26 protein-coding genes are annotated in these 26,161 nt (G+C 67.4%); 10 read left to right on the top strand and 16 right to left on the bottom strand.

The features are described 5' to 3' along the window. Window positions 1-93: 93 nt before the first annotated feature. The 5 genes from ATE62_RS03715 to ATE62_RS03695 form a co-directional block, all read right to left on the bottom strand. Window positions 94-435, bottom strand: a complete 342-nt coding sequence (locus ATE62_RS03715) for a winged helix-turn-helix domain-containing protein (protein WP_058806545.1) — start codon at window positions 433-435, stop codon at window positions 94-96. Next, the gene (gene secA, locus ATE62_RS03710; protein ID WP_058806544.1) at window positions 435-3,170 is read right to left on the bottom strand and encodes a preprotein translocase subunit SecA; all 2,736 of its coding nucleotides are present in this window, start codon (window positions 3,168-3,170) and stop codon (window positions 435-437) included. Before secA ends, ATE62_RS03715 begins: the two co-directional genes overlap by 1 nt. 116 nt (window positions 3,171-3,286) lie before the next feature. Continuing rightward, complete coding sequence (locus ATE62_RS03705; protein ID WP_231736063.1) at window positions 3,287-3,553, bottom strand: hypothetical protein; 267 nt, start codon at window positions 3,551-3,553, stop codon at window positions 3,287-3,289. Window positions 3,554-3,646: 93 nt separating this feature from the next. Beyond that, window positions 3,647-4,672: an energy transducer TonB gene (locus ATE62_RS23525; RefSeq protein WP_231736061.1), complete on the bottom strand. Its 1,026-nt coding sequence runs from the start codon at window positions 4,670-4,672 to the stop codon at window positions 3,647-3,649. A 77-nt stretch (window positions 4,673-4,749) separates the two neighbouring features. Next, window positions 4,750-5,250, bottom strand: coding sequence for a hypothetical protein (locus ATE62_RS03695; RefSeq protein ID WP_058806542.1), 501 nt, complete (start codon window positions 5,248-5,250; stop codon window positions 4,750-4,752). Between the two features lie 111 nt (window positions 5,251-5,361). On the opposite strand from ATE62_RS03695, the gene ATE62_RS03690 reads away from it, so the two are divergent. Then, a complete protein-coding gene (locus ATE62_RS03690) occupies window positions 5,362-6,168 on the top strand; it encodes an SDR family oxidoreductase (RefSeq protein WP_058806541.1) in 807 nt (268 codons plus the stop codon). A gap of 56 nt (window positions 6,169-6,224) precedes the next feature. On the opposite strand, the gene ATE62_RS03685 is transcribed toward ATE62_RS03690, so the two are convergent. Both ATE62_RS03685 and ATE62_RS03680 read right to left on the bottom strand, forming a co-directional pair. Beyond that, window positions 6,225-6,935, bottom strand: coding sequence for a head GIN domain-containing protein (locus ATE62_RS03685; RefSeq protein ID WP_058806540.1), 711 nt, complete (start codon window positions 6,933-6,935; stop codon window positions 6,225-6,227). A gap of 40 nt (window positions 6,936-6,975) precedes the next feature. Beyond that, complete coding sequence (locus ATE62_RS03680) at window positions 6,976-7,731, bottom strand: head GIN domain-containing protein (RefSeq protein ID WP_058806539.1); 756 nt, start codon at window positions 7,729-7,731, stop codon at window positions 6,976-6,978. Window positions 7,732-7,856: 125 nt separating this feature from the next. On the opposite strand from ATE62_RS03680, the gene ATE62_RS03675 reads away from it, so the two are divergent. The 5 genes from ATE62_RS03675 to ATE62_RS03655 all read left to right on the top strand — a co-directional run bounded on the left by ATE62_RS03675 (window position 7,857) and on the right by ATE62_RS03655 (window position 12,989). Continuing rightward, window positions 7,857-8,333, top strand: coding sequence for a GreA/GreB family elongation factor (locus tag ATE62_RS03675; protein ID WP_058806538.1), 477 nt, complete (start codon window positions 7,857-7,859; stop codon window positions 8,331-8,333). Further along, complete coding sequence (locus tag ATE62_RS03670) at window positions 8,330-8,509, top strand: hypothetical protein (RefSeq protein ID WP_058806537.1); 180 nt, start codon at window positions 8,330-8,332, stop codon at window positions 8,507-8,509. Before ATE62_RS03675 ends, ATE62_RS03670 begins: the two co-directional genes overlap by 4 nt. A 212-nt stretch (window positions 8,510-8,721) precedes the next feature. Continuing rightward, window positions 8,722-9,894: an NAD(P)/FAD-dependent oxidoreductase gene (locus ATE62_RS03665; protein ID WP_082662577.1), complete on the top strand. Its 1,173-nt coding sequence runs from the start codon at window positions 8,722-8,724 to the stop codon at window positions 9,892-9,894. A 125-nt stretch (window positions 9,895-10,019) separates the two neighbouring features. Further along, a complete protein-coding gene (locus ATE62_RS03660; protein WP_058806536.1) occupies window positions 10,020-11,840 on the top strand; it encodes a DEAD/DEAH box helicase in 1,821 nt (606 codons plus the stop codon). Window positions 11,841-12,011: 171 nt separating this feature from the next. Further along, window positions 12,012-12,989 (top strand): quinone oxidoreductase family protein, encoded by a 978-nt coding sequence (locus ATE62_RS03655; protein WP_058806564.1) that lies wholly within the window; start codon window positions 12,012-12,014, stop codon window positions 12,987-12,989. A gap of 30 nt (window positions 12,990-13,019) precedes the next feature. Here the strand turns inward: ATE62_RS03655 and fghA are convergent, their stop codons facing one another. Next, window positions 13,020-13,868, bottom strand: coding sequence for an S-formylglutathione hydrolase (gene fghA, locus ATE62_RS03650; protein WP_058806563.1), 849 nt, complete (start codon window positions 13,866-13,868; stop codon window positions 13,020-13,022). Between the two features lie 68 nt (window positions 13,869-13,936). Between fghA and ATE62_RS03645 the strand changes: the two genes are divergently transcribed. Further along, complete coding sequence (locus tag ATE62_RS03645) at window positions 13,937-15,070, top strand: serine hydrolase domain-containing protein (protein WP_231736059.1); 1,134 nt, start codon at window positions 13,937-13,939, stop codon at window positions 15,068-15,070. Between the two features lie 208 nt (window positions 15,071-15,278). Next, on the top strand, window positions 15,279-15,500 hold the full coding sequence (locus ATE62_RS23135; protein ID WP_058806535.1) for a hypothetical protein: 222 nt from the start codon (window positions 15,279-15,281) through the stop codon (window positions 15,498-15,500). A gap of 60 nt (window positions 15,501-15,560) precedes the next feature. Here the strand turns inward: ATE62_RS23135 and ATE62_RS03635 are convergent, their stop codons facing one another. From ATE62_RS03635 to ATE62_RS03620, 4 genes are all read right to left on the bottom strand, one after another. Next, window positions 15,561-16,043 carry a prolyl-tRNA synthetase associated domain-containing protein gene (locus ATE62_RS03635; protein ID WP_331458537.1) on the bottom strand — a complete coding sequence of 161 codons (483 nt, stop codon included), beginning with the start codon at window positions 16,041-16,043 and terminating at the stop codon, window positions 15,561-15,563. A gap of 26 nt (window positions 16,044-16,069) precedes the next feature. After that, complete coding sequence (locus ATE62_RS03630) at window positions 16,070-16,450, bottom strand: VOC family protein (protein WP_058806533.1); 381 nt, start codon at window positions 16,448-16,450, stop codon at window positions 16,070-16,072. A gap of 102 nt (window positions 16,451-16,552) precedes the next feature. Then, the gene (purU, locus tag ATE62_RS03625; RefSeq protein ID WP_197411597.1) at window positions 16,553-17,413 is read right to left on the bottom strand and encodes a formyltetrahydrofolate deformylase; all 861 of its coding nucleotides are present in this window, start codon (window positions 17,411-17,413) and stop codon (window positions 16,553-16,555) included. Between the two features lie 119 nt (window positions 17,414-17,532). Further along, window positions 17,533-18,645, bottom strand: coding sequence for an S-(hydroxymethyl)glutathione dehydrogenase/class III alcohol dehydrogenase (locus ATE62_RS03620; protein ID WP_058806531.1), 1,113 nt, complete (start codon window positions 18,643-18,645; stop codon window positions 17,533-17,535). A 190-nt stretch (window positions 18,646-18,835) separates the two neighbouring features. On the opposite strand from ATE62_RS03620, the gene ATE62_RS03615 reads away from it, so the two are divergent. Next, window positions 18,836-19,714 (top strand): alpha/beta fold hydrolase, encoded by an 879-nt coding sequence (locus ATE62_RS03615; RefSeq protein ID WP_058806530.1) that lies wholly within the window; start codon window positions 18,836-18,838, stop codon window positions 19,712-19,714. Between the two features lie 80 nt (window positions 19,715-19,794). After that, entirely contained in the window at window positions 19,795-20,109 is a 315-nt protein-coding gene (locus ATE62_RS03610) for a DUF6881 domain-containing protein (protein WP_058806529.1), read from the top strand. A 20-nt stretch (window positions 20,110-20,129) separates the two neighbouring features. Here ATE62_RS03610 and ATE62_RS03605 read toward each other — a convergent pair whose 3' ends face one another. The 4 genes from ATE62_RS03605 to ATE62_RS03590 form a co-directional block, all read right to left on the bottom strand. After that, the gene (locus ATE62_RS03605) at window positions 20,130-21,509 is read right to left on the bottom strand and encodes an L-serine ammonia-lyase (RefSeq protein ID WP_058806528.1); all 1,380 of its coding nucleotides are present in this window, start codon (window positions 21,507-21,509) and stop codon (window positions 20,130-20,132) included. After that, window positions 21,506-23,380 (bottom strand): acyltransferase family protein, encoded by a 1,875-nt coding sequence (locus ATE62_RS03600; RefSeq protein ID WP_058806527.1) that lies wholly within the window; start codon window positions 23,378-23,380, stop codon window positions 21,506-21,508. Before ATE62_RS03600 ends, ATE62_RS03605 begins: the two co-directional genes overlap by 4 nt. 45 nt (window positions 23,381-23,425) lie before the next feature. After that, the gene (locus tag ATE62_RS03595; RefSeq protein ID WP_058806526.1) at window positions 23,426-25,297 is read right to left on the bottom strand and encodes an acyltransferase family protein; all 1,872 of its coding nucleotides are present in this window, start codon (window positions 25,295-25,297) and stop codon (window positions 23,426-23,428) included. 109 nt (window positions 25,298-25,406) lie between these two features. Next, on the bottom strand, window positions 25,407-26,021 hold the full coding sequence (locus ATE62_RS03590; RefSeq protein WP_058806525.1) for a superoxide dismutase: 615 nt from the start codon (window positions 26,019-26,021) through the stop codon (window positions 25,407-25,409). Window positions 26,022-26,161: the final 140 nt, after the last annotated feature.

The following is a 26,161-nucleotide window of genomic DNA, read 5'->3' as shown; positions in this document are numbered from 1 at the left end:
CCTCCACCACCCTGCGGGTGGTCCCCCTCCCCACGGCTTCGCCGCAGGGAGGATTAGAATGACCGCTCCCGCCCAAAACCCGCCGCACCGTTGCTACGACTTCAACCCCGCCACCACCGGCGCCAACGCCTTAGCCGCCGCTTCCTCCGCCGCCACCTCGGCCGCGCGATAGGCCGCCAGCACCGCCCGCGCCGCGTCGCTCAGCATCGCGCCCGCGCCCGGCCGTGTCTCGACCAGCGGCACCGCGAAGCAGCCATTCATTTCCTCGACGAGCAGCCACGCGCGGCGGTAGCTCATGCCGATCGACCGCGCCGCGGCCGAGATCGAGCCATGCGCGTCGATCGCCTCGAGCAGCGCCGCCTTGCCCGGCCCCATCGCGATGGCGTCGCCGCGCCGGACGCGCAGCCTGAGCGCGATCCGGCCGGCGTCCACCATCACAGCGCGCCGTGGCAGTGCTTGTATTTGCGCCCCGACCCGCACGGGCACGGCGCGTTGCGGCTGATCTCCAGCTCGGCATAAGGATTTTCGCCCTGCGGCAGGTCGGGCCGCGGGATCTGCATCGGCGGCAGCGTGTTGGCGATCACCCCCAGCGAGCCGCCGTCGATGTCGGCGCTGTTGTCGTCGCCGGTGAACGGGTCGATATGCGTCGTCAGGAAGTCGGGCAGGTCGGGGAGCGGCATCGGCTCGGGCTCCTCGAAGCGCAGGTCGAGCCGCGCCACGGTGCGCGTCACATCCTCGCGGATGTTCGAGAGCATGCGCTCGAACAGGCCGAAGGCTTCCTGCTTATATTCGTTGATCGGCTGCTTCTGCGCATAGGCGCGCAGGAACACGACCTGGCGCAGCGCGTCGAGCGTCGAGAGATGCTCTTTCCAATGATGGTCGAGCGTCTGGAGCAGCACCGACTTCTCGATGCTCTTCCACGTATCGCCGTCGACCAGCGCGGCCTTTTCGGCGGCGACCGCGTCGGCGCGTTCCTGGATGCGTTCCTCGAACACCTCGGGGTCGACCGCATCTTCCTGCATCCAGGCGTCGATCGGCAGGTCGAGGTCGAGGATGTTCGCGACGCGCATCTTCATGCCCTCGACGTCCCACTGCTCGGGATAGCTGCCCGGCGGGCAGGCGTCGGCGACGATCGCGTTCACCGTCTCCGCACGCATCGCATACATGACGTCGTCGACGGTCTCGCTGTCGATGATCTCGCCGCGCTGCTCGTAGATCACCTTGCGCTGGTCGTTCATGACGTTGTCATATTCGACGACCTGCTTGCGGATGTCGTAGTTGCGCGCCTCGACCTTCTTCTGCGCGGTCTCGATCGCCTTCGACAGCCATTTCGACCCGATCGCCTCGCCGTCCTCCAGATTCTTGTTCATCATCTTGGAGAAGAGCGTGTCGGGGCCGAAGATGCGCAGCAGGTCGTCGTCGAGGCAGAGGTAGAATTTGCTGAGGCCCGGGTCGCCCTGGCGCCCCGAGCGGCCGCGCAGCTGGTTGTCGATGCGGCGGCTTTCGTGGCGCTCGGTGGCGAGCACGAACAGCCCGCCGGCGGCCTTCACCGCCTCGCGCTCGGCGGCGACCTCGGCCTTGATCCGTTCGACCGCGGCATCGCGCTCGGCGCCCTCGGGCAGGTCCTTCAATTCGTCCTCGATGCGGAACTCCTCGTTGCCGCCGAGTTTGATGTCGGTGCCGCGGCCCGCCATGTTGGTCGCGATGGTCACCGCGCCGGTGCGCCCCGCCTGCGCGACGATATGTGCCTCGCTCTCGTGGAAGCGCGCGTTCAGGACGCTGTGCGGCACGCCTTCCTTTTCGAGGTAGGATGACAGCAATTCGGACTTTTCGATCGACACCGTGCCGACCAGAACCGGCTGGCCGCGCTCGTTCGCCTCGCGAATCGTCTTGGCGATCGCCCCGAACTTGTCGGTGATATTCTTGTAGAACTCGTCCTCGTCGTCCTTGCGCGCGATCGGGCGGTTGGTCGGGATGGTGACGCAGTTCATCTTGTAGATGTCGAAGAATTCGGCGGCTTCGGTCGCCGCGGTGCCGGTCATGCCCGACAGCTTCGGGTACATGCGGAAATAATTCTGGAAGGTGATCGACGCGAGCGTCTGGTTCTCGGGCTCGATCTGCACGCCCTCCTTGGCCTCGACCGCCTGGTGCAGGCCGTCGGACCAGCGGCGCCCGTCCATCATGCGGCCGGTGAATTCGTCGATGATCACGACCTTGCCGTCCTTGACGATATAGTCGGTGTCGAGCTTGAACATGATGATGGCTTTGAGCGCCTGATTGACGTGATGCACGACCTGCGTGTTCTCGATGTCGTAGAGATTGTCGCCCTGCAGCAGGCCCGCGGCCTCCAGCAGCCGCTCGACATGCTCGGTGCCGTCCTCGGTCAGGCTGATCGACTTGGACTTTTCGTCCTTCTCATAATCCTCCTCGACCAACTGATGCACGACCTCGTTGACGCGGATGTAGAGCTCCGACTTGTCGTCGGTCGGGCCCGAGATGATCAGCGGGGTGCGCGCCTCGTCGATCAGAATCGAATCGACCTCGTCGACGATGCCGAAATTGAACTGGCGGTGGACCATCTGCTGGCGGTCGAACTTCATATTGTCGCGGAGGTAATCGAAGCCCAGCTCGTTGTTCGTCGCATAGGTGATGTCGGCGTTGTACGCGTCGCGGCGCTGCATCTCGTTGAGGTTCGGCACGATCACGCCGGTGGTCAGACCGAGATAATTATAGATCGTGCCCATCCACTCGGCGTCGCGCTTCGCGAGATAGTCGTTGACCGTCACGACATGCACGCCCTTGCCCTCGAGCGCGTTCAGATAGCAGGGCAAGGTCGCCATGAGCGTCTTGCCCTCACCCGTCGCCATTTCGGCGATCTCGCCGCGGTGGAGCACGACGCCGCCGATCAGCTGGACGTCGAAATGGCGCATGCCGAGCGTGCGGACCGCCGCCTCGCGCACCGTCGCAAAGGCCTCGGGCAGGATGTCGTCGAGCGTCTCGCCGGCCTCCAGCCGCGCGCGCAGCTTGGTGGTCTGCGCCTGCAGTTCCGCTTCGCCCAGCGCCTGCATCGCGGGTTCGAAGGCGTTGATCTTGTCGACGATCTTGCGGATCGAGTTGACGTAACGGTCGTTGGACGAGCCGAACAGGCTCTTGGCAATGCTGCCGAACATGGCGAATTTCCTTGGGATATGAAGAGAGACGGGACCGCATTTGCGGCCAGGCGGCGGCGCACGGGGCGTCGCCGCGAAATCAGGGGTTCAGGCGCAATGCGCCCGGCAATCCGGCGCTATTCCAGCGCGCGGTCGCTGCCGATGAGCAGGCCGGGCAGGTGCGGCGGAGCGCTCTTGCGCGGCTTGCGGCCGGTGGTCACGGTACGGCGCGTCGGCGTCGTGGCGACGGGGCGGCGCTCGGCGTCGCTGCTTTCGGCCTGCCCGCTCGTTTCGGCGAGCAGGATCAGCGACCCCATGGCGGCCGGCGTCGCCGGCGCCGCCATGGCGCGATCCGCGCCGGCGAGTCCGGTGAGCAAAGCCAACAGGGTCAGCAACAAACGCAAAGAAAAAGGCCCCTTTTTCGTTCAACATGCGATTTATAGCACGCTGGATGCTGAACATAGGGTGAAAGCGGCGTCGCGTCCAGATGCCGCGGACTATTTCGGCACGTCAGCGGACGGCACATCCTCCACCTTGGTCTCCATGCTCATCCGGTAGCGCCGGCTCACCGGCTTTTGCGCCGCGTCGAGCGGCGGCAGGAAGGGCGCCATCTGGCGGATCGGACCGCAGCCATCGCGCATCTCGACACCGCGCATCCCCTTGGCCATGAAGCCGTCGACGCGCGCCGTACAATCGGTCACCGCCCCGGTCGCGTCGATGACATATTCGAGCAGCATGCTTCCCGATTCGGCGGGAAAGGGCGCGGGGCGGAGTTCGGGCCTCGACGCGGCGGGGGCAGCGTCCGCGCCCGCCGGCGGCAATCGCCAGACGAAATAATGGTTCACGCGTCCGGCCACCGGCTTGCCGTCGATATCGAGCGCGGGGTCGAATTGCCCCTTTTCCTTGAGGACCGCGCAGGTTGCAGCATCCAGCGCCGCATTGCCGCTACCCTGCGTGACCGTGCAGGCCTGCACCGCACCCGCCGCATCGATGTCCAGCCGGAAGCCGACGTCGCCCTCGGCCCCGGCGTCGAGCGCCGCCTTCGGGTACCGGCCCGCCATGTCGATGTTGCGCAGCGCCATACGCGGGGCGGGCGCGCGCGGGAAACTTTCGATATCGCCGTACTTGCCATAGCCCGTCGGCGGGCCCGCGGGGATGCCCCAGCGGATGCGGTTGGTGTAGGTGCCGCCCACCGGGTTGCCCGCCCGGTCCTTGCCCGGCTGGAAGCGCGCCCGGCTCATCGTCAGTTCGCAGGTTGCGGCGTCGAGGTCGGCATGCCCGCTGCTCGATACGATATCGCATTTTTGCGGCAGCCCGCTGGCGTCATAGGACAGGCGAAAACCCGTCGTACCTTCGCGCTCCTCGCGCATCGCCCGCGCCGGGTAATCGCTGTTGGTTACCCAGGTGCCCGGATTGGTGGTCGGGCTGCCGGGTTCCGACCGGTCGTCCTCCGCGCGCGCCGGCGGCAGCGGCGGCGCAGCCGAATCCGCCTGCATCGCCATCGCCGCAACCATCCACATCATCGCCCCGCCCGGCATCATAGTCCCCCTGTCTTTCCCTATCCGCCACACCGCCCGCCGATCGCGCGAGCCCGTCGCCGCTACCCCAATTCGGGATTCAATCCCTTCACTTCCAGAAGGAAGCTCTTCGGTTTCTTGAAGAATTTGCTCTTCCGGTTGACCTTCAGCCCGACGACCTCGGCCAGTTCCATCACGAAATGCACGCAATTGCCCTTGCCCAGGCTGTAGCTCGGCTGGTCGCGGTCCTGCCATTGCTGCACCTTCGCCAGCACCCGCGCATAGGTTCCGTCGTCGACGGTCACGCTGAACTGGCGGTCGCTCTTGCCGATATAGGCTTCGTCCTTGGTCTGGACATGGCCCTTGAGGATCGCCGGGCTGACCGATGTCGCGGTAAATCCATAGTTGAGATCCACCGCCTGCCCCGTCGCGTCGAGCGTGCCTTTGAGCGTGATGAAGGCGTGCGGGAAGCGATCGCCGAAATCATGGCTGTAGAAGCTGACGGTCACCGCCGCGGCCGCCGGCGCCGCAAAGCCGAGGCAAAAGGCGAGCAAGGTCAGGAGCATGCGGCCGAGGCGGGTCATCGCCCCCTGATAGCCAGCCGCCGCGGCGCTTGCCAAGCCGCGATTGCGGCTTGACGCGCGCGACTGCTTCGCATCATCTGTCACTGACATAAATGTAAGGAGAGGGCGCGGATGAGCAGGAAGGCGATTTTCATCACCGGCGGCGGATCGGGGATCGGCCGCGCGACCGCGCGCCATTTCGCTGCGCAAGGCTGGTTCGTCGGCATCGCCGACGTCAACGCGCAAGGGATCGACGAAACCGCGGCGCTGCTGCCCGAGGGCGCATCGTCGCGCCACGTCATGGACGTGCGCGACCGCGACCAGTGGCAGGCGGCGCTCGCCGATTTCGCCAAGGCGAGCGGCGGGCGGCTCGACGTGCTGTTCAACAACGCCGGCATCGGGTCGGGTGGGCAATATATGGACATGGATCCGCAAGAGGCCGACCGGCTGATCGCGATCAACTTCGGCGGCGTCGTCAACGGCATCTATATGGCGCTGCCCCTGCTCAAGGCGACCCCGGGGGCGACGATCCTCAACACCGGCTCGGCCTCGGGCTTCTATGGCGTCGCGGGACTCGCGGTCTATTCGGCGACGAAGTTCGCGGTGCGCGGGCTGACCGAGGCGCTCGAGATCGAATTCGCCAAGCATGGCATCAAGGTGCGCTCGCTGATGCCGGGCTTCATCGACACGCCGCTGCTCGACCAGGTCAGCGCCGACAGCAACGAACCCGCGCGCAACCGCCTGTCGGCGAGCGGCTTCGAGATCGTGCCCGTCGAGCGCGTCGGCGAAGCGGCGTGGGATGCGGTGCACGGCGCTAGCGTCCATGTCACCGTCGGCAAGATGGCGAAGCGCCTGTCGCGCCTCGCACGCTGGTTCCCGGGGCTGATCGTGCGCCAGTCGAAGAAGATCGACGCGCTGGGAGCAGCCGGAGGGCATTGAGCGGGCTGGTATCGGCTTTTGGGGTGGGGGGCGGACGTCTCCTAAACCGTCGCCCGCTACTTCGCCGCCCCGCACTGCACCGACCCGCTGCCGCTATTGCGCACGGTGCACACCGGCTTGCCCAGCACCACCACCTTGCCCAGCCCGCGCGTCGTCACCGCGGCGCTCTTCACCGCGCGGAAGACATGGTCGCCCGCGCCTTCGCTGTCGCTGACCAATGCGTCGACCGCCAGTGCGCCGGCATCGACCGCGCCCGCGCCCGACAGCGTCATCTGCGCGTCCTTGGCGGCACCGCCGAGCGTCATCGTGCCGTTGCCGATCATCGCGACCCCCAGCCGGTCGGCGGTCACCGTGCCGACGATCAGTCGCCCCGGCCCGCGCAGCCCGATCGACACGCGCGTGCCCTTGAGCTGGTCGATCTGCAGCGAGCCGGCGCCGACCAATGTCGCCGACCGCAAATTCGCGGCGTTGATCCGAACCGTCACGGTGCCCAATGGCGTGCGGCGCTTGTCGTCGCCCGCGAACTGCTTCATCCCGATCACCAGCCTGCCGTTCTGCGCCTCGACGGTCAGCCGGTCGAGCGCATCGGCGGGGCCGGTCGCGACCGCGCTGACCGGGCTCCGCGACACCACCTCGACGATGACGTCGGCGGTCACCTCGACCGCCTCGAAGCTGGTCAGGCCATAGCGTTTCTCGGCCGCCGACGCGGGCGCGGCGGCGGCGAACATCGCGGCGCCCAGCACCGCGCATCGGAAAATCGACGTCATGGCGCCACCCTAGCCCGCAGACTCAGGCGGCGCCAGCACGTCATTTGCAGGTCGCGGTGCCCGATCCCATCGTCTTGGTCGAACAGGTGCCGCCGCCCGTGATGTCGACGTCGCCCGAGCCCAGGATGCCGATATCGGCCTTGCCCGTCGCCTGCGCCGCGACATTGCCCGAGCCGGTGACCGAGACGTCGAGCGTCGCCGCGACCAGCCCGCCGGCGTCGATATCGCCCGATCCGGTGACGTTGAGGTCGCCCGAGCCGATGGTACCGCCCGCGATCTCGATATCGCCCGAGCCCGAGACGGTGAGCTCGGCGCTCTTGCCGGTGAGCTTCGCGACCTTGAGGTCGCCCGACCCGGTCAGCACGGCTTCGACCGCGTCGCCATCGACGGTGTCGGCGTCGATCGAGCCCGATCCGGTGAGGCGCACACCGCTGAGCTTGGGCATGGTGATCGCGATTTCGACATCGTCATGGTCGCGGCTCGAAAAGCTGAAGCCTTCGCGCTTGCGTCCGATCGACAGCGTCGTGCCGTCGAGCTTGATCTCGAGGTCGTCGATCTCGGCCTTCGGCCCCTTGGCGGTGATCGAGAATTTTTCGCCCTGGCGGATGGTGACGTCGTCGGGACCCGCAACCGCGACCGCCGTGAAGCCGGTGAGCGCGAAATCCTGCGTCGTCGGCGGACCCGCGTCGCGCGTCTCGCTCTTGGCGTCCTTGTCGCCGACGGTGACCTTGCCGTCGCACGCCGCCAGCGTCATCGCGAGAGCCAGCGGCAGCGCCGCGATCGTCCATTTCCACATAACCATCTCCTTTGTGTATTGCTTGTATAACACACGGCGAGCGGATCTGTCCACCCCGGCCTGCCATCTTGTCGCCACCTTCGCGCGCCACAGACGCCGCTCCCCCTCACCGAAAGCAGACGAAGATGAGCGTAGCGTTTCGCCGCGAAAGCGACGACGAGCATATGGAACCCGCGTTCGAATGGCCGATCCCGGTCGGTCCGAACCTGGTCACCCCGCGCGGATTGCGGCTGCTCGGCGAAGAGGCGGCGCGGCTCGCCGATGCCATCGCGAACGCCGCCGACGAGGAGGCGCGCAAGAAGCTGCAGAAGCGCCAGCGCTATGTCCACACGCGCCAGTCGACCGCCGAGGTGCAGGCCGCGCCCGGTGCCGATACCGTCGGCATCGGCAGCAAGGTGAGCTTCACGTTGAACGGCGCGACACGCGTGCTGACCATCGTCGGCCATGACGAGGCCGACCCGGCGCAGGGAACGATCGCCTTCTCGGCCCCGCTCGCCCGCGCGATGATGGGCGCCGAGGTCGGCGAGGCGCTCGACTATCAGGGCCGCGAGGATGCGATCACCATTCTCGCGACCGCGACCGATCCGGAGACGCAAGCATGAAGGACAAGTTCGAGCGCCACAAACAGCCGTGGACCGCGGCCGAGATCGACAAGCTGCATGCGCTCGCCAAGAAGGGCATGGCGCTCAAAGCCATCGCCAAGGCCCTGACGCGCAGCGAGGAATCGGTGAAGACCCGCGCCAAGGCCGACGGCCTGTCGATCGCGAAGCTGCACTGAGACACGATGTCCCTTTCGTGCTCCCCCTTTTCCCTCCCCCTCGATGGGGGAGGCAGCGAGACTTGGCGGCAAGGCCGCCTAGTCGCAGCGGAGGGGGTGCGCTCGCGGCCTGACACGGCGGCGCAAGGCCGCACCATCACCCCCATCCAACTCCGCCTAGCCGCCGAGCGGCAAGGCTTCGTATCCTTCCCCCATCAAGGGGGAAGAAAAGCGTGAGTGCCGCCGATTATGATGCCATCGTGCTGGGCGCCGGCGCGGCCGGGCTGATGTGCGCCGCGGTCGCGGGGCAGCGCGGGCGGCGCGTGCTGCTGCTCGACCATGCCGACCAGGTGGGCAAGAAGATCCTGATTTCGGGCGGCGGGCGGTGCAACTTCACCAACATCCATACGCGACCCGAAGCCTATATCTCGGCGAACCCGCATTTCGCCAAATCGGCGCTCGCGCGCTACACCGCCGCCGATTTCATCGCGCTCGTAGAGGCCTATGGCATCGCGTATCACGAGAAGACGCTGGGCCAGCTCTTCTGCGACGGCTCGGCGAAGCAGGTCGTCGCGATGCTGCTGGCGGAGTGCGCCAAGGGCGGCGTCGATGTGCGTGTCGGCCAGCCGGTCGGCGCGGTGTCGCACGTCGATGGCCGTTTCACCGTCCGTTTCGGCGATCAGGATTTTTCCGCCCCCGCGCTCGTCATCGCGACCGGCGGGCCCTCGATCCCCAAAATGGGCGCCACCGGTTTCGCCTATGAGCTCGCGCGGCAATTCGGCCTCAAGGTCGTCGAGCCGCGCCCCGCGCTCGTCCCGCTGACGCTGGGCGGCGACGATGTGCTGTTCCGCGACCTCAGCGGCGTCGCGACCCCGGTCGAGGCGCGCGCGGGCAAGGCGGCGTTCCGCGAAGCCGCGCTCTTCACCCACAAGGGGCTGTCGGGTCCCGCGATCCTGCAGGTCAGCAGCTACTGGCGCCACGGCGAGCCGGTGACGATCGACTTCCTGCCCGATGCCGCGCCCGGCTGGCTGCTGGGCGCCAAGCGTGCGCGCCCGCGCGCGACGCTAGCATCCGCCCTCGCCCTCCCCGATCGCCTCGCCCAGACGCTGGCCGAGCGCCTCGCGCTACCCGGCGAACTCGGCGCCCAGACCGACCGCAAATTGACCGATGCCGAAGCACGCCTCAGGCGCTGGACCTTCCACCCCAACGGCACCGAGGGTTTTGCCAAGGCCGAGGTCACCATCGGCGGAATCGCCACCGCGGGCCTGTCCTCGCAAACAATGATGGCCAAAAGCGTCCCGAACCTCTATGCGGTCGGCGAAGCCGTGGACGTCACCGGGTGGCTGGGCGGCTATAATTTTCAATGGGCCTGGGCCAGCGGACATGCCGCGGGACAGGCGCTTTAGGAAAAACCAAGAAAATTCCTCGGGATGCTGGCGGGACGAATAGCCCCGTCGTTGAGGCATCGATGGCCATGTGGCGGCGAGGGAACACAGAAAACGGCACAACGCCGCACAGGATAAGAAGAACAATGGCTTTCGATCACCTTTCCCCCGTCCTTTCGGACGCCCTCACCGCGCGCGGTTACGAAGCGCTCACCCCCGTCCAGGCGCAGGTCGTCGAAGCCGACGCGTCGGGCCGCGACCTGCTCGTCTCGGCGCAGACCGGCTCGGGCAAGACCGTCGCCTTCGGCCTCGCCATGGCCGAGCAGCTGATCGAGGACGGGCGCCTGCCCTTCGCCACCTCCCCGCTGGCGCTGATCGTCGCGCCGACGCGCGAACTCGCGCTGCAGGTCAGCCGCGAGCTGAGCTGGCTCTACGCCAAGGCCGGCGCGCGCATCGCGACCTGCGTCGGCGGCATGGACGCCAGCAAGGAACGCCGTAATCTCAATCAGGGCGTGCATATCGTCGTCGGCACCCCCGGGCGCCTGCGCGACCATCTCGAACGCGGCGCGCTCGACCTCGCGGCGCTGCGCGTCGCGGTGCTCGACGAAGCCGACGAGATGCTCGACATGGGGTTCCGCGACGATCTCGAGGAAATCCTCGACGCGACCCCCGACACGCGCCGCACCTTGCTCTTCTCGGCGACGCTGCCCAAACCCATCGTCCAGCTCGCCAAGCGCTACCAGCAGGACGCCCTGCGCATCTCGACCGTGGGCGAGGATCGCGGCCATGGCGACATCAGCTATCAGGCGGTGACCGTCGCCCCCGCCGACATCGAGGGCGCGGTGATCAACCTGCTGCGCCTGCACGATGCCGAGACCGCGATGCTGTTCTGTGCGACGCGCGACAATGTCCGGCGCCTGCATGCCAGCCTGACCGACCGCGGTTTCGCCGCCGTCGCGCTGTCGGGCGAGCATAGCCAGAACGAGCGCAACTCGGCGCTGCAGGCGCTGCGCGACCGTCGCGCCAAGGTCTGCGTCGCCACCGACGTCGCCGCGCGCGGCATCGACCTGCCCAGCCTCAGCCTCGTCGTCCATGTCGAGATCCCGCGCGACGCCGAAACGCTCCAGCACCGTTCGGGCCGCACCGGCCGCGCGGGCAAGAAGGGCACCGCGGTCCTCATCGTCCCCTATCCGCGCCGCCGCCGCGTCGATGGCATGCTGCGCGGCGCGCGGATCAACGCCGAATGGATGGACGCGCCGACCGCCGCCGATGTGCGGCTGAAGGATCAGGAACGGCTGATCGAAAAATTGCTCGCCCCCGTCGAGCACGAGCCCGAGGATATCGAACTCGCCCAGCGGCTGATGGCCGAACGCAGCGCGGAGGATATCGCCGCCGCGCTCGTCCGTGCCCACCGCGCGTCGATGCCGGCGCCCGAGGATCTGATCGACAACAGCGCTCGCCCGCGCGGCGAGCGTCCCGAACGCGGCGAGCGCGGCGACCGCTTCGAACGTCCCGAGCGCGGCGAACGGCGCGAGCAGTTCGACGACAGCGTCTGGTTCAAGCTCAACATCGGCCGCCGCCAGAACGCCGACCCGCGCTGGATCCTGCCCCTGCTTTGCCGCCGGGGCCATGTGACGAAGCAGGAAATCGGCGCGATCCGCATCGGGCCGAGCGAGACGATGTTCAACATCCCGCGCGCCATCGCCGACCGCTTCGCCGAAGCCGTGGTGCGCAGCGCCAATGCCGATGGCGAGGACGACAGCGGCGTCGCGATCACCCCCGCGCCCGACGGCCCGACCTATCCGCCGCGCCGGGAAAAGGGCGCGCGCGACACGCACCGCAGCGCCCCGCGCGGCGCCGGCGAACGCGCCGGTCCCCGCGGCCCGGGCGGCCCCGGCGGCAAGCCCGAACGCTACAAGCCCAAGCCCTATGGCCAGCGCAGCCCGCGCAAGTCCGGGAAATATTGAGCCCTAGCTCATCGTCATTGCGAGCGTAGCGAAGCAATCCAGGGCGGTTTACGCCCACTCTGGATTGCCGCGTCGCCTTCGGCTCCTCGCAATGACGATGATGTTGGACGATAGACACTTGCGCGCCTGCCTGCCCCGCCCCAAATCCGCGCCATCAGCAGGAGTATGGTCATGCAAGCAGTCCAGGCCTTCATCGAAACCCAGGGCGGTCCCGAGGTCATCGACTGGCGCGAGGTGACCCTCGGCGAAGCCGGCCCCGGCGAAGTGCTGCTGCGCCAGACCGCGATCGGGCTCAACTATCTCGACACCTACCACCGCGACGGCACCTACAAGATCCCGCTGCCCACCGGCCTCGGCGTCGAATCGGCGGGCGAGGTGATCGCGGTCGGCGAGGGCGTGCACGGCTTCCAGCCGGGCGACCGCGCCGCGACCTTCGGCCCCGCGATGGGCGCCTACGCGAGCGCGCGCCTGCTGTCCGCCTCCTCCCTCTTCAAGCTGCCCGCCGGGATCGACGACGAAACCGCCGCCGCGGCGCTGCTCAAGGCGTGCACCGTCGAAATGCTCGTCGAGCGCTGCGCCAAGGTCGAGGCGGGCTGGCCCGTACTCGTCCACGCCGCCGCGGGCGGGGTCGGGCTGATCCTCGTGCAATGGCTGAAGGCCGTGGGCGCGACCGTGATCGGCACCGTCAGCACCGAGGCCAAGGCCGAGGCGGCGCGCGAAGCGGGCGCCGACCATGTGCTGCTCTACAAGAGCGACGATGTCGCGGCGCATGTCCGCAGCCTCACGGACGGCCAGGGCGTGCCGGTGACCTTCGACGGTATCGGCATGGCGACTTGGGAGGTTTCGCTCAAAGCCACCGCGCGGCGCGGGCTGATCGTGAGTTACGGCAATGCCGGGGGGCCGGTCACGGGGGTCAACCTCGGCGTGCTCGCGCAGAACGGCTCGCAATTCGTCACGCGGCCGACCCTGTTCGACTATTATCTTACGCCCGGCGAACGCGCCGCGGGCGCGGCGCGGGTGTTCGAGATGATCGAGAGCGGCGCGGTGAAGATCAATGTCGGGCAGCGTTACGGCCTGCAGGATGTCGCGCGGGCGCATGCCGATCTGCAGGCGGGGCGCACCACCGGGTCGACGGTGCTGATTCCCTAGCACCACCCTCCCGCAGGCGGGAGGGAGCAATTACGCCTTCAACCTCTCCGCATGCCACGCGACATGCTCGGCCAAGAAGCTCGAGATGAAATAATAGCTGTGGTCATAACCCGGCTGCATCCGGATCTCGGCCTTCTGGCCGTTGCGCTCGCACGCCTCGGCCAGCAGATGCGTCTTCAACTGCTCGGCCAGGAAATTGTCGGCCTCGCCCTGATCGACGAGCAGGTCGGGCACGCGCAGCCCCTGTTCGAGCAGCATGCATGCATCATAGGCGTACCAGTCCTCGCGCTCCTGCCCCAGATAATGGCCGAGCGCCTTCTCGCCCCACGGGCACTCCAGCGGCGCGACGATCGGCGAGAAGGCCGACACCGAGCGGAAGCGGTCCTGGTTGCGGAGGCCGATCGTCAGCGCGCCATGGCCGCCCATCGAATGGCCGGTGATCGCCTGCCGCGACAGGTCCGCCGCCGGGAAATTGCGCAGGATCAGCGAAGGCAGTTCGTCCTCGATATAGCTGCGCATGCGGTAATGCTTCGCCCACGGCTCCTCGGTCGCATCGACATAGAAACCCGCGCCGAGCCCGAAGTCCCACGCGCCCTCGGGATCGTCGGGCACCCCCTCACCCCGCGGCGAGGTGTCGGGCGCGATGAAGATGATCCCATGCTCGGCACAGGCGGCGCGATATTCGCCCTTCTCCATCACATTGGCGTGGGTACAGGTCAGCCCCGACAGATACCAGAGCACCGGCAGCCGCGCGCCCTTTTCATGGTCGGGCACGAACACCGCGAAGGTCATGTCGGTGCCGGTCGTCGTGCTGGCGTGCTTGTACACGCCCTGCGTGCCGCCGTGGCTGCGGGTGGTGGAGAGGGTTTCGATGGGCATGGTCTCGTCCTGCTTGTCTTTTCGCGAGCCTAGTCCATGCTCGCGCAAAATCAAAAGGGGAGCGCCGCGTGCTGGGCAATAATATCCACGGGATCTGTCAGGACCGCTTCGCCGCCGTCCGCATGGGCATGGCGGCGAACCTCGCGAGCGGCGCCGATGTCGGCCTCTCCTTCTGCGCGACGATCGAGGGCGAGACGGTGGTCGACCTGTGGGGCGGCCACGCCGACGAAGCGCGTAGCCGGCCATGGGAAGCCGACACGATCGTCAACGTCTATTCGACCACCAAGACGATGACCGCGCTCACCGCGCTGCTCGTCGCCGACCGCGGCGAACTCGACTTTGCGGCGCCGGTCGCGCGCTACTGGCCCGAGTTCGCAGCGAACGGCAAGGCCGAGGTCACGGTAGCGCAATTGATGAGCCACAGCGCCGGCCTGTCGGGCTGGGAAGTGCCGATTGCCCACGACGATCTCTACGACTGGGCGAAGGTCACCTCGCTGCTCGCGGCGCAGGCGCCTTGGTGGCAACCGGGCAGCGCGCCGGGCTATCATGCGATCACCCAGGGCTATCTGGTCGGCGAGGTCGTCCGCCGCATCACCGGCAAGTCGCTCGGCACCGTCTTCCGCGAGGAGATCGCCGAACCCCTCGGCGCCGATTTCCACATCGGCCTGCCGGCGTCGGAGGACCACCGCGTCGCCAACCTGATCCCGCCGCCCGACAGCATCAGCGCCTTTTCGACCGACATCCAGCGCAAGACCTTCACCAACCCCGGCGTCGATGTCGCGGCGACGCGCACCCGCGCCTGGCGCGGCGCCGAAATCCCCGCGGCGGGCGGCACCGGCAATGCGCGCAGCGTCGCCGAAATCCACGCGCTGCTCGCCAATGGCGGCGTCGCCAAGGGCAAGCGCCTGCTGTCCGAGGCCGGCTGCCGCAAGGCGCTCGAGCTGCAGAGCGCGGGCACCGACCTGATCCTCGGCATCCCGATCCGCTACGGCATGGGCTTCGGCCTGCCCGGCGAGCTGGTGCCCTTGCCCAACCCCAATACCATCTATTGGGGCGGCTATGGCGGCTCGCTGATCATCATCGACATGGATGCCCGCGCGACCTTCAGCTACGTCATGAACAAGATGAACAGCGGCCTGACCGGCGACCCGCGCTCCTTCACGCTGATCGGTGCGATGTGGATGGCGATGGCCGCCGGCTGAGCCCCGCCGTTATCGCCCGGACGCGCCTTCCGGCTCCGCCCAACCCGCGTTCGAATGCGTTCGTCCCGCGGATACATGCTTTGCGGCGAACCGCGGAACTTTCGAACGAAGCCAAGGCTTTGGCTTGTCCGCCCTCGTGACAGATAGCGGGGGTGGATCATTGCGGGTCGCTCGCGGCCCCGTCCGACGTTCCACCATAGGGGAATTTATGCGCAAGATTTCGATCATGGCCGCCGCGGCGGCGAGCCTTCTCATCGCACCGCTGGCGAGCGCTTACGAGCCCGACGCGCCGAAGAAGGAAGAGCCGGCGCCCAAGCCCGACGAAAAGCCGGGCACCGACCCGGCACCGACCCCGTCGCCCGACGGCGAGCCCAAGCCGGACGACAAGCCGGCGCCCAAGGAAGAGCCGAAATCCGAACCCCAGCGGTAAGGGTCGCGCCGGAACACCCGGCACAGCAGGCCGTCGAAGCTTTGCGCTTCGGCGGCCTTTTTATGCGGCCTGAATCGGGATCGCCGCCACCTGCGGCGCATGCCCCCAGTGGCGCAGCAGGTCGAGGATCGCGGCGCCCGACAATCCCAGCGTGCCGGTGTTGCGCAGCGGGTGGACGTTGACCGTGTCGGCGGCCGCCAGCCCCGCGTCGATGACCACCCCGATGCTGCCCGGCTGCGCGTTGATCGCGGCCAGCGGGGTCACCGAACCCGGCTTGATCCCCAGCAAGCGCTCCATATCCTCGGCCTTGCCGAAGCTCATACGCTTGCTGCCAATCGCGGCGGGCAGCGCCTTCAGGTCGACGCGCGCCTCGCCCGGGACGGTGACGAGCCAATAGGCGCCGCCATTGTCCTTGAGGAACAGATTCTTGGTGTGCGCCCCCGGAATCGCGGCGTTCACTTCGTCGCTTTCGGCGACGGTGAACACCGCGACATGCTCATAGGAGCCGAAGGGGATGGCGAGCGCGTCCAAATCCGCCAGCAATCCCGCTTCGCCTCGCATGAAGGTCCTCAGACGATCCGGTGGAGCGCGCAGAGCTTGTTGCCCGACGGATCGCGCAGATAGGCGAGATACATCGCGCCGAAGCCGCCTTCGCGCACGCCCGGCGGGTCTTCGATCGAGGTGCCGCCATTGGCGACGCCCGCGTCGTGCCAGGCCTTGGCCTGCTCGGGCCCCTCCATCGCGAAACCGATGGTGCAGCCGTTGCCGACCGTCGCCGCCTCGCCGTCGATCGGCTTGCCGACGAGGAACAGCCCGCCGTTGTGCATGTAGATCAGCCGGCCCTTGTCGTCGACGATCGCGGGCTTGCCGCCCAGCGCCGCGAAGGTCGCATCGTAGAATTTCTTCGATGCCTCGATGTCGTTCGATCCGACCATATTGTGACTGTACATCGTTCCTGGCTCCTCCTGATTATGGTTGCGATTCGATACCTACCCTGCCCGTCCGCCCGGGGCCAGCCACGAAGATGTTGCGCGTTCACCGAAAACGACGAACTAGCGGAACACCACCGTCTTGCGCCCGTCGATCAGCACGCGCTGCTCGGCGACCCAGCGCACCGCGCGCGCCAGCACCTGCGCTTCGACGTCGCGGCCGATGCGGATCAGGTCGTCGACGCCGTCGCGGTGGTCGACGCGCTCGACCGCCTGTTCGATGATCGGTCCCTCGTCGAGGTCGCCGGTGACGAAATGCGCGGTCGCACCGATCAGCTTGACCCCGCGCTCGTGCGCACGGTGATAGGGTTTGGCGCCCTTGAAACCGGGCAGGAAACTGTGGTGGATGTTGATGCAGCGCCCCGCGAGCCGCGCCGACAGGTCGCTCGACAATATCTGCATGTAGCGCGCGAGGACCAGATATTCGGCCCCACCGCGCGCCATGACATCGAGGATCGCCTGTTCCTGTTCGGCACGGTTCGCGTCGCCGACGGGCAAATAATGGAAAGGCACGCCGTGCCATTCGGACAGGCGCCGCTGCGCCTCATGGTTCGACACCACGCCGACGATGTCGATCGCGAGATTGCCGGTCGACCAGCGGTGGAGCAAATCGTTGAGGCAGTGGCTGCCCTGCGACACCGCGATGACGAAGCGCGGCTTGGCGGCGCGGTCGCTGATCCGCGCGTCCATCGCGAAGCGGGTTACGATCGGCGCGAAGGCCGCCTGTACGCCCGCCAGTCCGTCGGGAAAGCGCGGGCCTTCGCCGCGAAACTCGACGCGCATGAAAAAGCGGCCGGTGTCGAGGTCGGCATATTGCTGGCTGTCGAGGATGAAGCCGTCGTGGTCGGCGAGCAGCCCGGTCACCGCCGCGACGATGCCCACCGCGTCGCCGCAGCTGAAGGTCAGGACATAGGGACCGGTCAAATCGTCACTCCCCAACTCCGTTCGCCCTGAGCTTGTCGAAGGGCCGCTCTTCTTCGTGCCGCCGCATGGAGGAAGAACGGTGCTTCGACAAGCTCAGCACGAACGGAAAATTAGAAAGCTCAGTAAACCACGACGCTGCGGATGCTTTCCCCCGCGTGCATCAGGTCGAAACCCTTGTTGATCTCTTCCAGCCCCATCACGTGCGTGATCATCGGGTCGATCTCGATCTTGCCGGTCATATACATGTCGACGATCTTCGGCACGTCGGTACGGCCCTTCGCGCCGCCGAAGGCGGTGCCCCGCCAGTTGCGCCCGGTGACGAGCTGGAACGGCCGCGTCGCGATTTCCTTGCCCGCCTCGGCGACGCCGATGATGATCGAGGTGCCCCAGCCGCGGTGGCAGGCCTCCAGCGCAATCCGCATCACCTCGGTATTGCCCGTCGCGTCGAACGTATAATCGGCGCCGCCGTCGGTCATCGCAACGATCGCCGCGACGACATCCTCGCGGCTCATGCCCTTCGAATTGAGGAAGTCGGTCATGCCGAACTTGCGGCCCCATTCCTCTCGGGCCCCGTTGATGTCGACGCCGATGATCTTGTCGGCGCCCGCCAGCCGCGCGCCCTGGATCACGTTGAGTCCGATGCCGCCCAGCCCGAAGACGACGACATTGTCGCCGACCTGCACCTTCGCGGTGTTGATCACCGCGCCGACCCCGGTGGTCACGCCGCAGCCGATGTAGCAGCTCGACTGGAAGGGCGCGTCCGCGCGGATCTTGGCGACCGCGATCTCGGGCAGCACGGTGAAGTTCGAGAAGGTCGAGCAGCCCATATAATGGAAGATCGGCTGGCCCTTGTACGAAAAGCGCGTCGTGCCGTCGGGCATCAGCCCCTTGCCCTGCGTGGCGCGGATCGCGGTGCAGAGGTTGGTCTTGCCGCTGAGGCAGCTTTTGCACTGGCGGCATTCCGGCGTGTAGAGCGGGATCACATGGTCGCCGGGCTTCACGCTGGTGACGCCCGCACCGACCTCGCGCACCACGCCCGCGCCCTCATGCCCCAGCACGCTCGGGAAGATGCCCTCGCTGTCGAAACCGTCGAGCGTATAGGCGTCGGTGTGGCAGATGCCCGTCGCCATGATCTCGACCAGCACCTCGCCCGCCTTCGGGCCTTCGAGGTCGAGTTCGACGATTTCGAGCGGCTTCTTCGCTTCGAATGCGACGGCGGCGCGGGTCTTCATGGGGCGGTCTCCTTCTCGGCGGCTCCAATCAGGCAAATGCAGCGGCAATGCAAGTGCGGCGGCCGCTCGTAGCGCCTCCGCCGGGCATTCGGCTCCGCGGCGAAACATGTGGTCGCCCGATTGGCGGCGGCGGGGAACGGCGACAAGCAGGGGCGCATTGCTCGATGAAAGACCCCAAGCGAGAGACGAGATGCCCGCCACCGATACAACCCACCGCTGGATCGACGCTGGAACCCACCGGATCTTCGTGCGCGAGGCGGGGCCGCCCGATGCGCCGGTCCTGCTCCTCCCGCACGGCTATCCCTGCTCCTCCTTTCAATATCGCCGCCTGATGCCCGCGCTCGCCGACCGCTGGCGCACGGTGGCGTTCGACTGGCCGGGCTTCGGCTATAGCGACACCCCCGACCCGCAGGCCTTCGCTTATGATTTCGACGCTTATGCCGCGGTGCTCGCCGACGTCGCCGACGCGCTAGGGCTCGACCGCTACGCGCTCTGGCTCCACGACTATGGCTCGCAGATCGGGCTGCGCCACGCGATCGCCTTTCCGGGGCGCGTCGCGGCGCTGATCGTCCAGAACGGCGACATCTACGAGGATGTGCTCGGCCCCAAATATGCGACGATCAAGGCGTGGTGGGCCGACAAGACGCCCGAAAAGCACAAGCCGCTGGAGGAAGCCGTCAGCGAGGAAGGCTTCCGCGACGAGTTCATCGGCGAGGTCGCGGACGAGATCGCGGCGCGCGTGCCGCCCGACTTGTGGAAATTGCACTGGCCGCTGATGGACACGCCCGTTCGCCGCGCGATGGCGGTCGGGCTGATGGAAAAGCTCGAAGCGAACCTCGCCTGGTTCCCGCGCTATCAGGCGTATCTGCGCGAGCATCGGCCGCCGGCGCTGATCGTCTGGGGGCCCGAGGACGGCTATATGCCCGCGGAGGCGGCGCGCGCCTATCTGCGCGATTTGCCCGATGCCGAACTCCACCTCATCGAGGGTGCGGGGCATTGGCTGCTCGAAACGCATTTCGAGGAAGCGCTGCCGCTGGTGCGCGATTTTCTTGGACGTAATCTCGGCTGAGCTTCCCGCGCCACTCGTCTGCTAGCTTTCTTCCGAACGTCGCAATTGCCGTCATTCCAAAGCCCAAGTACAGCAACGTCATGTTGCTGTCTTACTATCGCTGTGATTGGCGCCATCAGGAGAGCGAAGATCCCGTAGTGATCTTTTACGAAGTCGATGCTCACGGCGACGTCCCGCGCATGATTGATATTTTCTCTAGTGGCCGCAGGGATTGCGTATCGACGGCCGACTTTGTCGGCCGAGAGAACGAAATGCCAGGCATAAACAGCTTGGTCGAAGGCGATTTCCGAGAGACTGCCAAAGAACTTCTGAATGGCAATCTCAACGATGACGGAATCACGTTAGTCGTAAGCGACCATGCGACCTTCGAATTCGAGTGGCTTGCAGGCAAGTAACCGAAAGCGACGCGCGCCCATCAACACTCCACCACGCTGACCGCCAGCCCGCCCTTCGACGTTTCCTTATATTTGTCGCGCATGTCGCGGCCCGTCTGCAGCATCGTCGCGATCACCGTGTCGAGGCTGACGACATGCGTGCCGTCGCCGATCATCGCGATGCGGCTGGCATCGATCGCCTTAATCGCGCCCATCGCGTTGCGCTCGATGCACGGGATCTGCACCAGCCCGCCGATCGGATCACAAGTGAGGCCGAGGTTATGCTCCATGCCGATCTCGGCGGCGTTTTCGACCTGCGCGTTGGTGCCGCCCAAGGCTGCGGTCAGCCCCGCCGCCGCCATCGAACAGGCGACGCCGACCTCGCCCTGGCAGCCGACCTCGGCGCCCGAGATGCTGGCGTTGCGCTTGTAGAGCGCGCCGACCGCGCCCGCGGCAAGCAGGAAGATACGCACGCCCTTCGCGTCGCCGCGATAGCTGCGTCTATAATAGCGGATCACCGCCGGGATGATCCCCGCCGCGCCGTTGGTCGGCGCGGTGACGACCTTGCCGCCCGCGGCATTTTCCTCGTTCACCGCCATCGCCCACAGGTTGATCCAGTCCATCATCGCCATCGGATCGGACAGATTTTGCTCGTGGCGCGCGCGGATGTCGGCGGCGATCTGCGGCGCGCGGCGTTTGACCTTCAGCCCGCCGGGCAGCACCCCCATGCTCGAACAGCCCGCGTCGATCGACGCGTCCATCGCCCCCGCGATCGCATCGAGCCCCGCCTCGACTTCTTCCAGCGACCGGTGCGCCAGCTCGTTGTCGAGCATCATCTCGGCAAAGCTCTTGCTCGACGCCGCGCCCATGGCGAGCAGGTCGGCGCCCGAGGTGAAGGCGTGAGGAAGTTCGACCTCGTCCTCCGCGCCGCGGCTGTTGCGCCCCGCCTCGTCCTCGTCGACGACGAAGCCGCCGCCGATCGAGAAATACATGCGTTTCGCGAGGATTTCGCCGTCGCCGTCGCGCGCGGTGAAGCTCAGCGCATTGCTGTGAAAGGGCTGGCGCTGGCGCATCTGGAAATGCAGGTCGCGCGCCGGCTGGAAGCGCACGCGCTGGCGCCCGAGCAGGTAGAGGAAGCCCTCGCTCTCCGCCCGGTCCCAATGCGCCTTGATCGCGGCAAGGCTGGTCGAGGCGGGGATCTCGCCGGCGAGCCCCGCGACCACCGCGGTATCGGCGGCGTGCCCCTTCCCGGTCAGCGCGAGCGAGCCGTAGAGGTCGGCCTCGACATGCGCGGTCCGCGTCAGCAGCCCCTGCTCGTCGAGCCACACCGTGAAGCGCCGCGCCGCGACCATCGGACCGACGGTGTGCGAACTCGACGGGCCGACGCCGATCTTGAACAATTCGAACAGGCTGATGGTCATGGTTTCGTCTGCGCGGGCGCTAGCGCCTCAAGGGGGATCGCCGCGACGATCTGGCGCGACGCGGGCAGCGTATAATGGCCATAGTCGAAATGGAAAGGCGAACCGTCCGACGCGAAGAGCGGACAGACGCCTTTCGGACATTCCACATCCTGCATCGACACATAGGTCGCGCCCGTGGAGCGGACCTGCGGCACGAGGCGACGGTCGAGCGCGATCGGCTCCTGCGCCCGCCCGGCGCGCGCCACCGCCAGGTCGCCGCGCGCCACCGCGCGGGCGAGCAGGCGCGGCAACGGCTCGTCATATTCGACCGAGGGGCCGAGCACGGTGACCGGCACGCCGCGCGCCTGGAAATGGCGCACCGCGCGCAGCAGCCCGTCGATATCCTCGTCGTGCCAGCGCCCCGACAGGATCACGCGGCCGAGCCTGCCCTCGCCCGGCAGCTGGCCGAAGCCGATGTCCATCACCTCGGTACAGCGCTTCTCGCCCGCCGTCGGCCACACCGGGCGGCAGCCCGACCCGGTGACCTGCAGTACATGCGCGCCGTCCAACCGCTCGGCGATCGCCTGCACCACCTGCCCAGCGTGGCTGTCGCCCAGCACCATCACATTGGGGCGGTCGGGGCGGAGCGTCGCGCAGCGGCCCACGTCGAAATGCGGGTTGATGCTGTCGGCCATGCAGAGGCCGCTCTTGAACTGGAGCTCGCCCTCGGGCGAGAAATCATAGTCGAGGTAGGTCAGGATGCGCTCGATCCGCGGGTCGCCGATGCGCGCCTTGCTCGCCTGCACCGCGAGCGCCGCTGCAGCGCCCGCGACGACGAGCATCGCGATCACCGCGCCCCATAGCACGCGCGGGGTCGCCCACGCCTTGCCGCGCTCGAGGAAGGGCTGCTCGATCAGCCGGTAGCTCAGCACGGCCAGCACGAAGGAAATCGCGATCGTCGCCGCCATCTCGCCCGCGTCGAGGGTCAGCCCGCGCTCGAAGCGCCAGAAGGCCATCACCGGCCAATGCCAGAGGTAGAGCGAGTAGCTGATGTCGCCGACGAAGCGCATCGGCGCGAGCGACAGCAGCCGCGCGGTGCCGCCCGTTTCGCCATAAGCGATCAGCAGCGCGGTGCCGGCGCACGGCAGCAGCGCCCAGGGCGCGGGAAAGGCGCTTTCCTCGGTGATCACGAACAGCCCCGCGATCACCAGCGCGAGGCCGAGCCACGCCGCCACCGGCTTGGCGCGCTCCCCGAGCTTCGGGAAACCGCCGGTCGCGACGAGCGCCCCCAGCCCCAGCTCCCACGCGCGCGCCGGCAGCAGGTAGAAGGCGGCGGCGGCCTTGTTCACCGCGATCAGCGCGAAACCTGCGGCGAGCGACACCGCGACGATGACCCACAGCGCCGCCACGATGCGCTTCGGCAGCCAGCGGTGCAGCGCGATCAGCAGCAGCGGGTAGAAGATATAGAACTGCTCCTCGACCCCCAGCGACCAGGTGTGGAGCAAGGGCGTCAGCTCGGCATCGCCGAAATAATTGACCGTGCGCCAGAACCAGATGTTCGACCCCGACAGCGCCGTCGCCGCGGTGCTCCACGACAGGTCGCGCATGTCCTGCGGGAAGAGCCGCCACCAGCCGACGGCGAGCACGACCGCGAGCATTACGAGCAGCGCGGGCAGGATACGCAGCGCGCGGCGGCGGTAGAAACCCGCGAGGGTGAAGCGACCCGCCTCCATCTCCTTCAGGATGATGCGGCTGATCAGATAGCCCGAGATGACGAAGAAGATGTCGACGCCGATGAAGCCGCCGGGGATGGCGGTCAGTCCGGCGTGGATGAGCAGGATCGGCAGGACGGCAAGCGCGCGCAGCCCGGCGATGTCGTTGCGATACTGCATGGTCCCCCGAAAGCTGGCCGGCGCGTGCGCTCTAGCCTTTTGGGGTCATTTGGGAAAGGGCGGATTGGCAGCGAGCGCCGCGGCGGGGATCTTCGCGACCAGCTCGCGCGACGCCGCGATCGTGTAATGATCCTTGTCGAAATGATAGGGTGAGCCGTCGGCGGCGAACAGCGCACAGGTGCCGGCCGGACATTCCAGATCCTGCATCGACACATAGGTCGCGCCCCACGCCGCCGCCCGCCGGGCCATTGCGCGGTCGAGCGCGATCAGGTCGCGGCGGCGGCCCTGCCGCACCAAGGCCCAGTCGTTCCCCCGTGCCATCGCGCGCGCGATCAGGCGCGGCACCGGCTCGTCATATTCGACCCCGGGACCCAGGATGGTGACCGCGACGCCGCGCGCGCGGAAATGCCGCACCGCGCGTTCGAGCGCAGGCGCGTCCCCCGCCTCCCAGCGCGCCGACAGGATCGCCCGCGACAGCGTTCCGTCGCCCGCCGGCTCGCCGAAACCGCGCTCCATCACCTCGGCGCAATGGACCGGGTCGGGGTCGGGCAGCAACGGGCGGCACAGCGGCGTCGCGACGCGCATCGCATGAACCCCGTCCAGCCGCTCGGCGAGCGCCGACGCGATATGCTGGGCGTGGCTGTCGCCGAATATCAGGATATTGGGCCGATCGGCGCGGGTGGTCGCACACGGCTGCGCCAGATAGCGGCCGTCGGTCCGGCAGGCGGTATCGTTGAAATAGAGCTCGGCGTCGCGCGACAGCGGATAATCGATGAACGCCATCACGCGCGCGACGCGGGGGTCGGCGATCGGCGTTCGCGCCGCCGCCAGCGCCAGCGCGGCCGCGCTTCCCGCGACGACCAGCATCGCCGCCGCCGCGCTCCACAGCACCCGCCGGGTCGGTGCCGCGCGGCCCCGATCGAGGAAGGGCCGCTCGACCAGCCGGTAGCTGAGAATCGCAAGCGCGAAGGAAATGGCAATCGCCGCCGCCATTTCGCCGGCGTCCAGCGTCAGTCCACGCTCGAGCCGCCAGAACGCCATCACCGGCCAGTGCCACAGATAGAGCGAATAGCTGATATCGCCGACGAATCTCAGCGGCGCGAGCGCCAGCAGCTTTGCGGTACCGGCTGCCTCGCCATAAGCGATCAGCAGCGCGGTGCCGAGGCATGGCAGCAGCGCCCAGGGCGCGGGCACCGCGCTTTTTTCGGTGACGAGGACCAGGCTGGCGGCGATCATGGCCAGCCCCGCCCAGGCTGCGACGCCCCTGATGCGCGCGCCGAGCGCGGGGAAGCCGCCCGCCGCGACAAGCGCGCCGAGCCCCAGTTCCCAGGCACGCGAGGGGAGCAGGTAAAAGGCGGCGGGCGCCTTGCCCGCGAAGACGAGCCCGTAGCTCAAGACGAACGAACCGATCGTAAGCCCCCAAAGGCAAGCAACGATGCGCCGCGGCAGCCAGCGATGCAGCGCGAGCAGCAGCAGGGGATAGAAGAGGTAGAATTGCTCCTCGACCCCCAGCGACCAGCTGTGGAGCAAAGGGGTAAGCTCGGCATCGCCGAAATAGCTGACGTTGCGCCAGAACCAGATGTTCGATCCCGACAGCGCGGCGGCAGCGGCGCTCCACGACAGGTCGCGCATGTCCTGCGGGAACAATCGCCACCAGCCGACCGCGAGCACAGCGACCAGCATAACGAGCAACGCGGGCAGGATGCGCAGCGCGCGGCGGCGATAGAAGCCCGCGAGCGTGAAGCGCTGCTCGGTCATCTCGCCGATGAGGATGCGGCTGATCAGATAGCCCGAGACGACGAAGAAGATATCGACGCCGAGGAAACCGCCCGGAATCGCGTCGAACCCGGCGTGCAGCAGCAGGATCGGCAGAACCGCGACCGCGCGCAGCCCGGCGATGTCGTTTCGATAATGCATGGCCCCCAGCCCGCTCGTCGGCGTCGGTGCTGACTAGCGGCTGGCGGGGTTCAGGGAAAGCGCCGATTGGCGGGTGCAGCCTGCCCCCGCCAATCGGCGCGGAACCGGATCAGCCCGGATAGGTCCAGGTGCCCTCGCGCGCGAAATTCTCGGCGGCGAAATCCCAGTTCAGCAGGTTGTCGACCGTCGCATTGACATAGTCGGGACGGACATTCTTGCGGTCGATATAATAGGCATGTTCCCACACATCGACGACGAGCAAGGGCTTGATCCCCGCGACCAGCTCGGTACCCGCATCGTGCGTGTCGGTGACCGACAGCGTGCCGTCGCGCGAGACGAGCCACGCCCAACCCGACGCGAAATGGTTGATCGCGGTTTCCTTGAGCTTCTTCTTGAGCTCGTCAAGCGACCCGAAGTCGCGCTCGATCGCCGCGGCGAGATCGCCCTCGGGGGCGGTCGCGTTCGGGCTCAGGCTGTTCCAGTAGAAGCCGTGGTTCCACGCCTGGGCCGCGTTATTGAATAGGCCCTTGTTGCCCGAACCCTCGGCGTGGTGGATGATTTCCTCGAGCGGCTTGTCGGCGAGCTCAGTGCCCTCGATCGCGGCGTTGAGCTTGTCGACATAGGTCTTGTGATGCTTGCCATGGTGCGTCTGCAGCGTTTCGGCCGAGATGTGCGGTTCGAGCGCGTCCTCGGCATAGGGCAGGACGGTGAGAGCGATCGTCATGGCAGTCTTCCTTTTTTGTAGGGGGTTCGCGGCCTTAAACTCGGTATCGGGCGACGCGGTTGCAACCCGTGCAGGCAAATTTCCCTTCCCAGCCCAAACAATTTCGTCATTGCGAGCGAAGCGAAGCAATCCAGAGCGGG

This window comes from Sphingopyxis sp. HIX, from assembly GCF_001468285.1.
Taxonomy (GTDB): domain Bacteria; phylum Pseudomonadota; class Alphaproteobacteria; order Sphingomonadales; family Sphingomonadaceae; genus Sphingopyxis.
Note: the sequence above shows the minus strand (reverse complement) of the source record. Positions and strands in the feature narration are given on the sequence as shown.

Excerpts from the sequence above, each read along its gene's own strand:
- ATE62_RS03715 (WP_058806545.1), bottom strand. The coding sequence starts at position 435 with ATGGTGGACGCCGGCCGGATCGCGCTCAGGCTGCGCGTCCGGCGCGGC.
- secA (WP_058806544.1), bottom strand. The coding sequence starts at position 3,170 with ATGTTCGGCAGCATTGCCAAGAGCCTGTTCGGCTCGTCCAACGACCGT.
- ATE62_RS23525 (WP_231736061.1), bottom strand. The coding sequence starts at position 4,672 with ATGATGTGGATGGTTGCGGCGATGGCGATGCAGGCGGATTCGGCTGCG.
- ATE62_RS03695 (WP_058806542.1), bottom strand. The coding sequence starts at position 5,250 with ATGACCCGCCTCGGCCGCATGCTCCTGACCTTGCTCGCCTTTTGCCTC.
- ATE62_RS03690 (WP_058806541.1), top strand. The coding sequence starts at position 5,362 with ATGAGCAGGAAGGCGATTTTCATCACCGGCGGCGGATCGGGGATCGGC.
- ATE62_RS03685 (WP_058806540.1), bottom strand. The coding sequence starts at position 6,935 with ATGACGTCGATTTTCCGATGCGCGGTGCTGGGCGCCGCGATGTTCGCC.
- ATE62_RS03680 (WP_058806539.1), bottom strand. The coding sequence starts at position 7,731 with ATGTGGAAATGGACGATCGCGGCGCTGCCGCTGGCTCTCGCGATGACG.
- ATE62_RS03675 (WP_058806538.1), top strand. The coding sequence starts at position 7,857 with ATGAGCGTAGCGTTTCGCCGCGAAAGCGACGACGAGCATATGGAACCC.
- ATE62_RS03670 (WP_058806537.1), top strand. The coding sequence starts at position 8,330 with ATGAAGGACAAGTTCGAGCGCCACAAACAGCCGTGGACCGCGGCCGAG.
- ATE62_RS03660 (WP_058806536.1), top strand. The coding sequence starts at position 10,020 with ATGGCTTTCGATCACCTTTCCCCCGTCCTTTCGGACGCCCTCACCGCG.
- ATE62_RS03655 (WP_058806564.1), top strand. The coding sequence starts at position 12,012 with ATGCAAGCAGTCCAGGCCTTCATCGAAACCCAGGGCGGTCCCGAGGTC.
- fghA (WP_058806563.1), bottom strand. The coding sequence starts at position 13,868 with ATGCCCATCGAAACCCTCTCCACCACCCGCAGCCACGGCGGCACGCAG.
- ATE62_RS23135 (WP_058806535.1), top strand. The coding sequence starts at position 15,279 with ATGCGCAAGATTTCGATCATGGCCGCCGCGGCGGCGAGCCTTCTCATC.
- ATE62_RS03630 (WP_058806533.1), bottom strand. The coding sequence starts at position 16,450 with ATGTACAGTCACAATATGGTCGGATCGAACGACATCGAGGCATCGAAG.
- ATE62_RS03620 (WP_058806531.1), bottom strand. The coding sequence starts at position 18,645 with ATGAAGACCCGCGCCGCCGTCGCATTCGAAGCGAAGAAGCCGCTCGAA.
- ATE62_RS03615 (WP_058806530.1), top strand. The coding sequence starts at position 18,836 with ATGCCCGCCACCGATACAACCCACCGCTGGATCGACGCTGGAACCCAC.
- ATE62_RS03610 (WP_058806529.1), top strand. The coding sequence starts at position 19,795 with ATGTTGCTGTCTTACTATCGCTGTGATTGGCGCCATCAGGAGAGCGAA.
- ATE62_RS03605 (WP_058806528.1), bottom strand. The coding sequence starts at position 21,509 with ATGACCATCAGCCTGTTCGAATTGTTCAAGATCGGCGTCGGCCCGTCG.
- ATE62_RS03600 (WP_058806527.1), bottom strand. The coding sequence starts at position 23,380 with ATGCAGTATCGCAACGACATCGCCGGGCTGCGCGCGCTTGCCGTCCTG.
- ATE62_RS03595 (WP_058806526.1), bottom strand. The coding sequence starts at position 25,297 with ATGCATTATCGAAACGACATCGCCGGGCTGCGCGCGGTCGCGGTTCTG.
- ATE62_RS03590 (WP_058806525.1), bottom strand. The coding sequence starts at position 26,021 with ATGACGATCGCTCTCACCGTCCTGCCCTATGCCGAGGACGCGCTCGAA.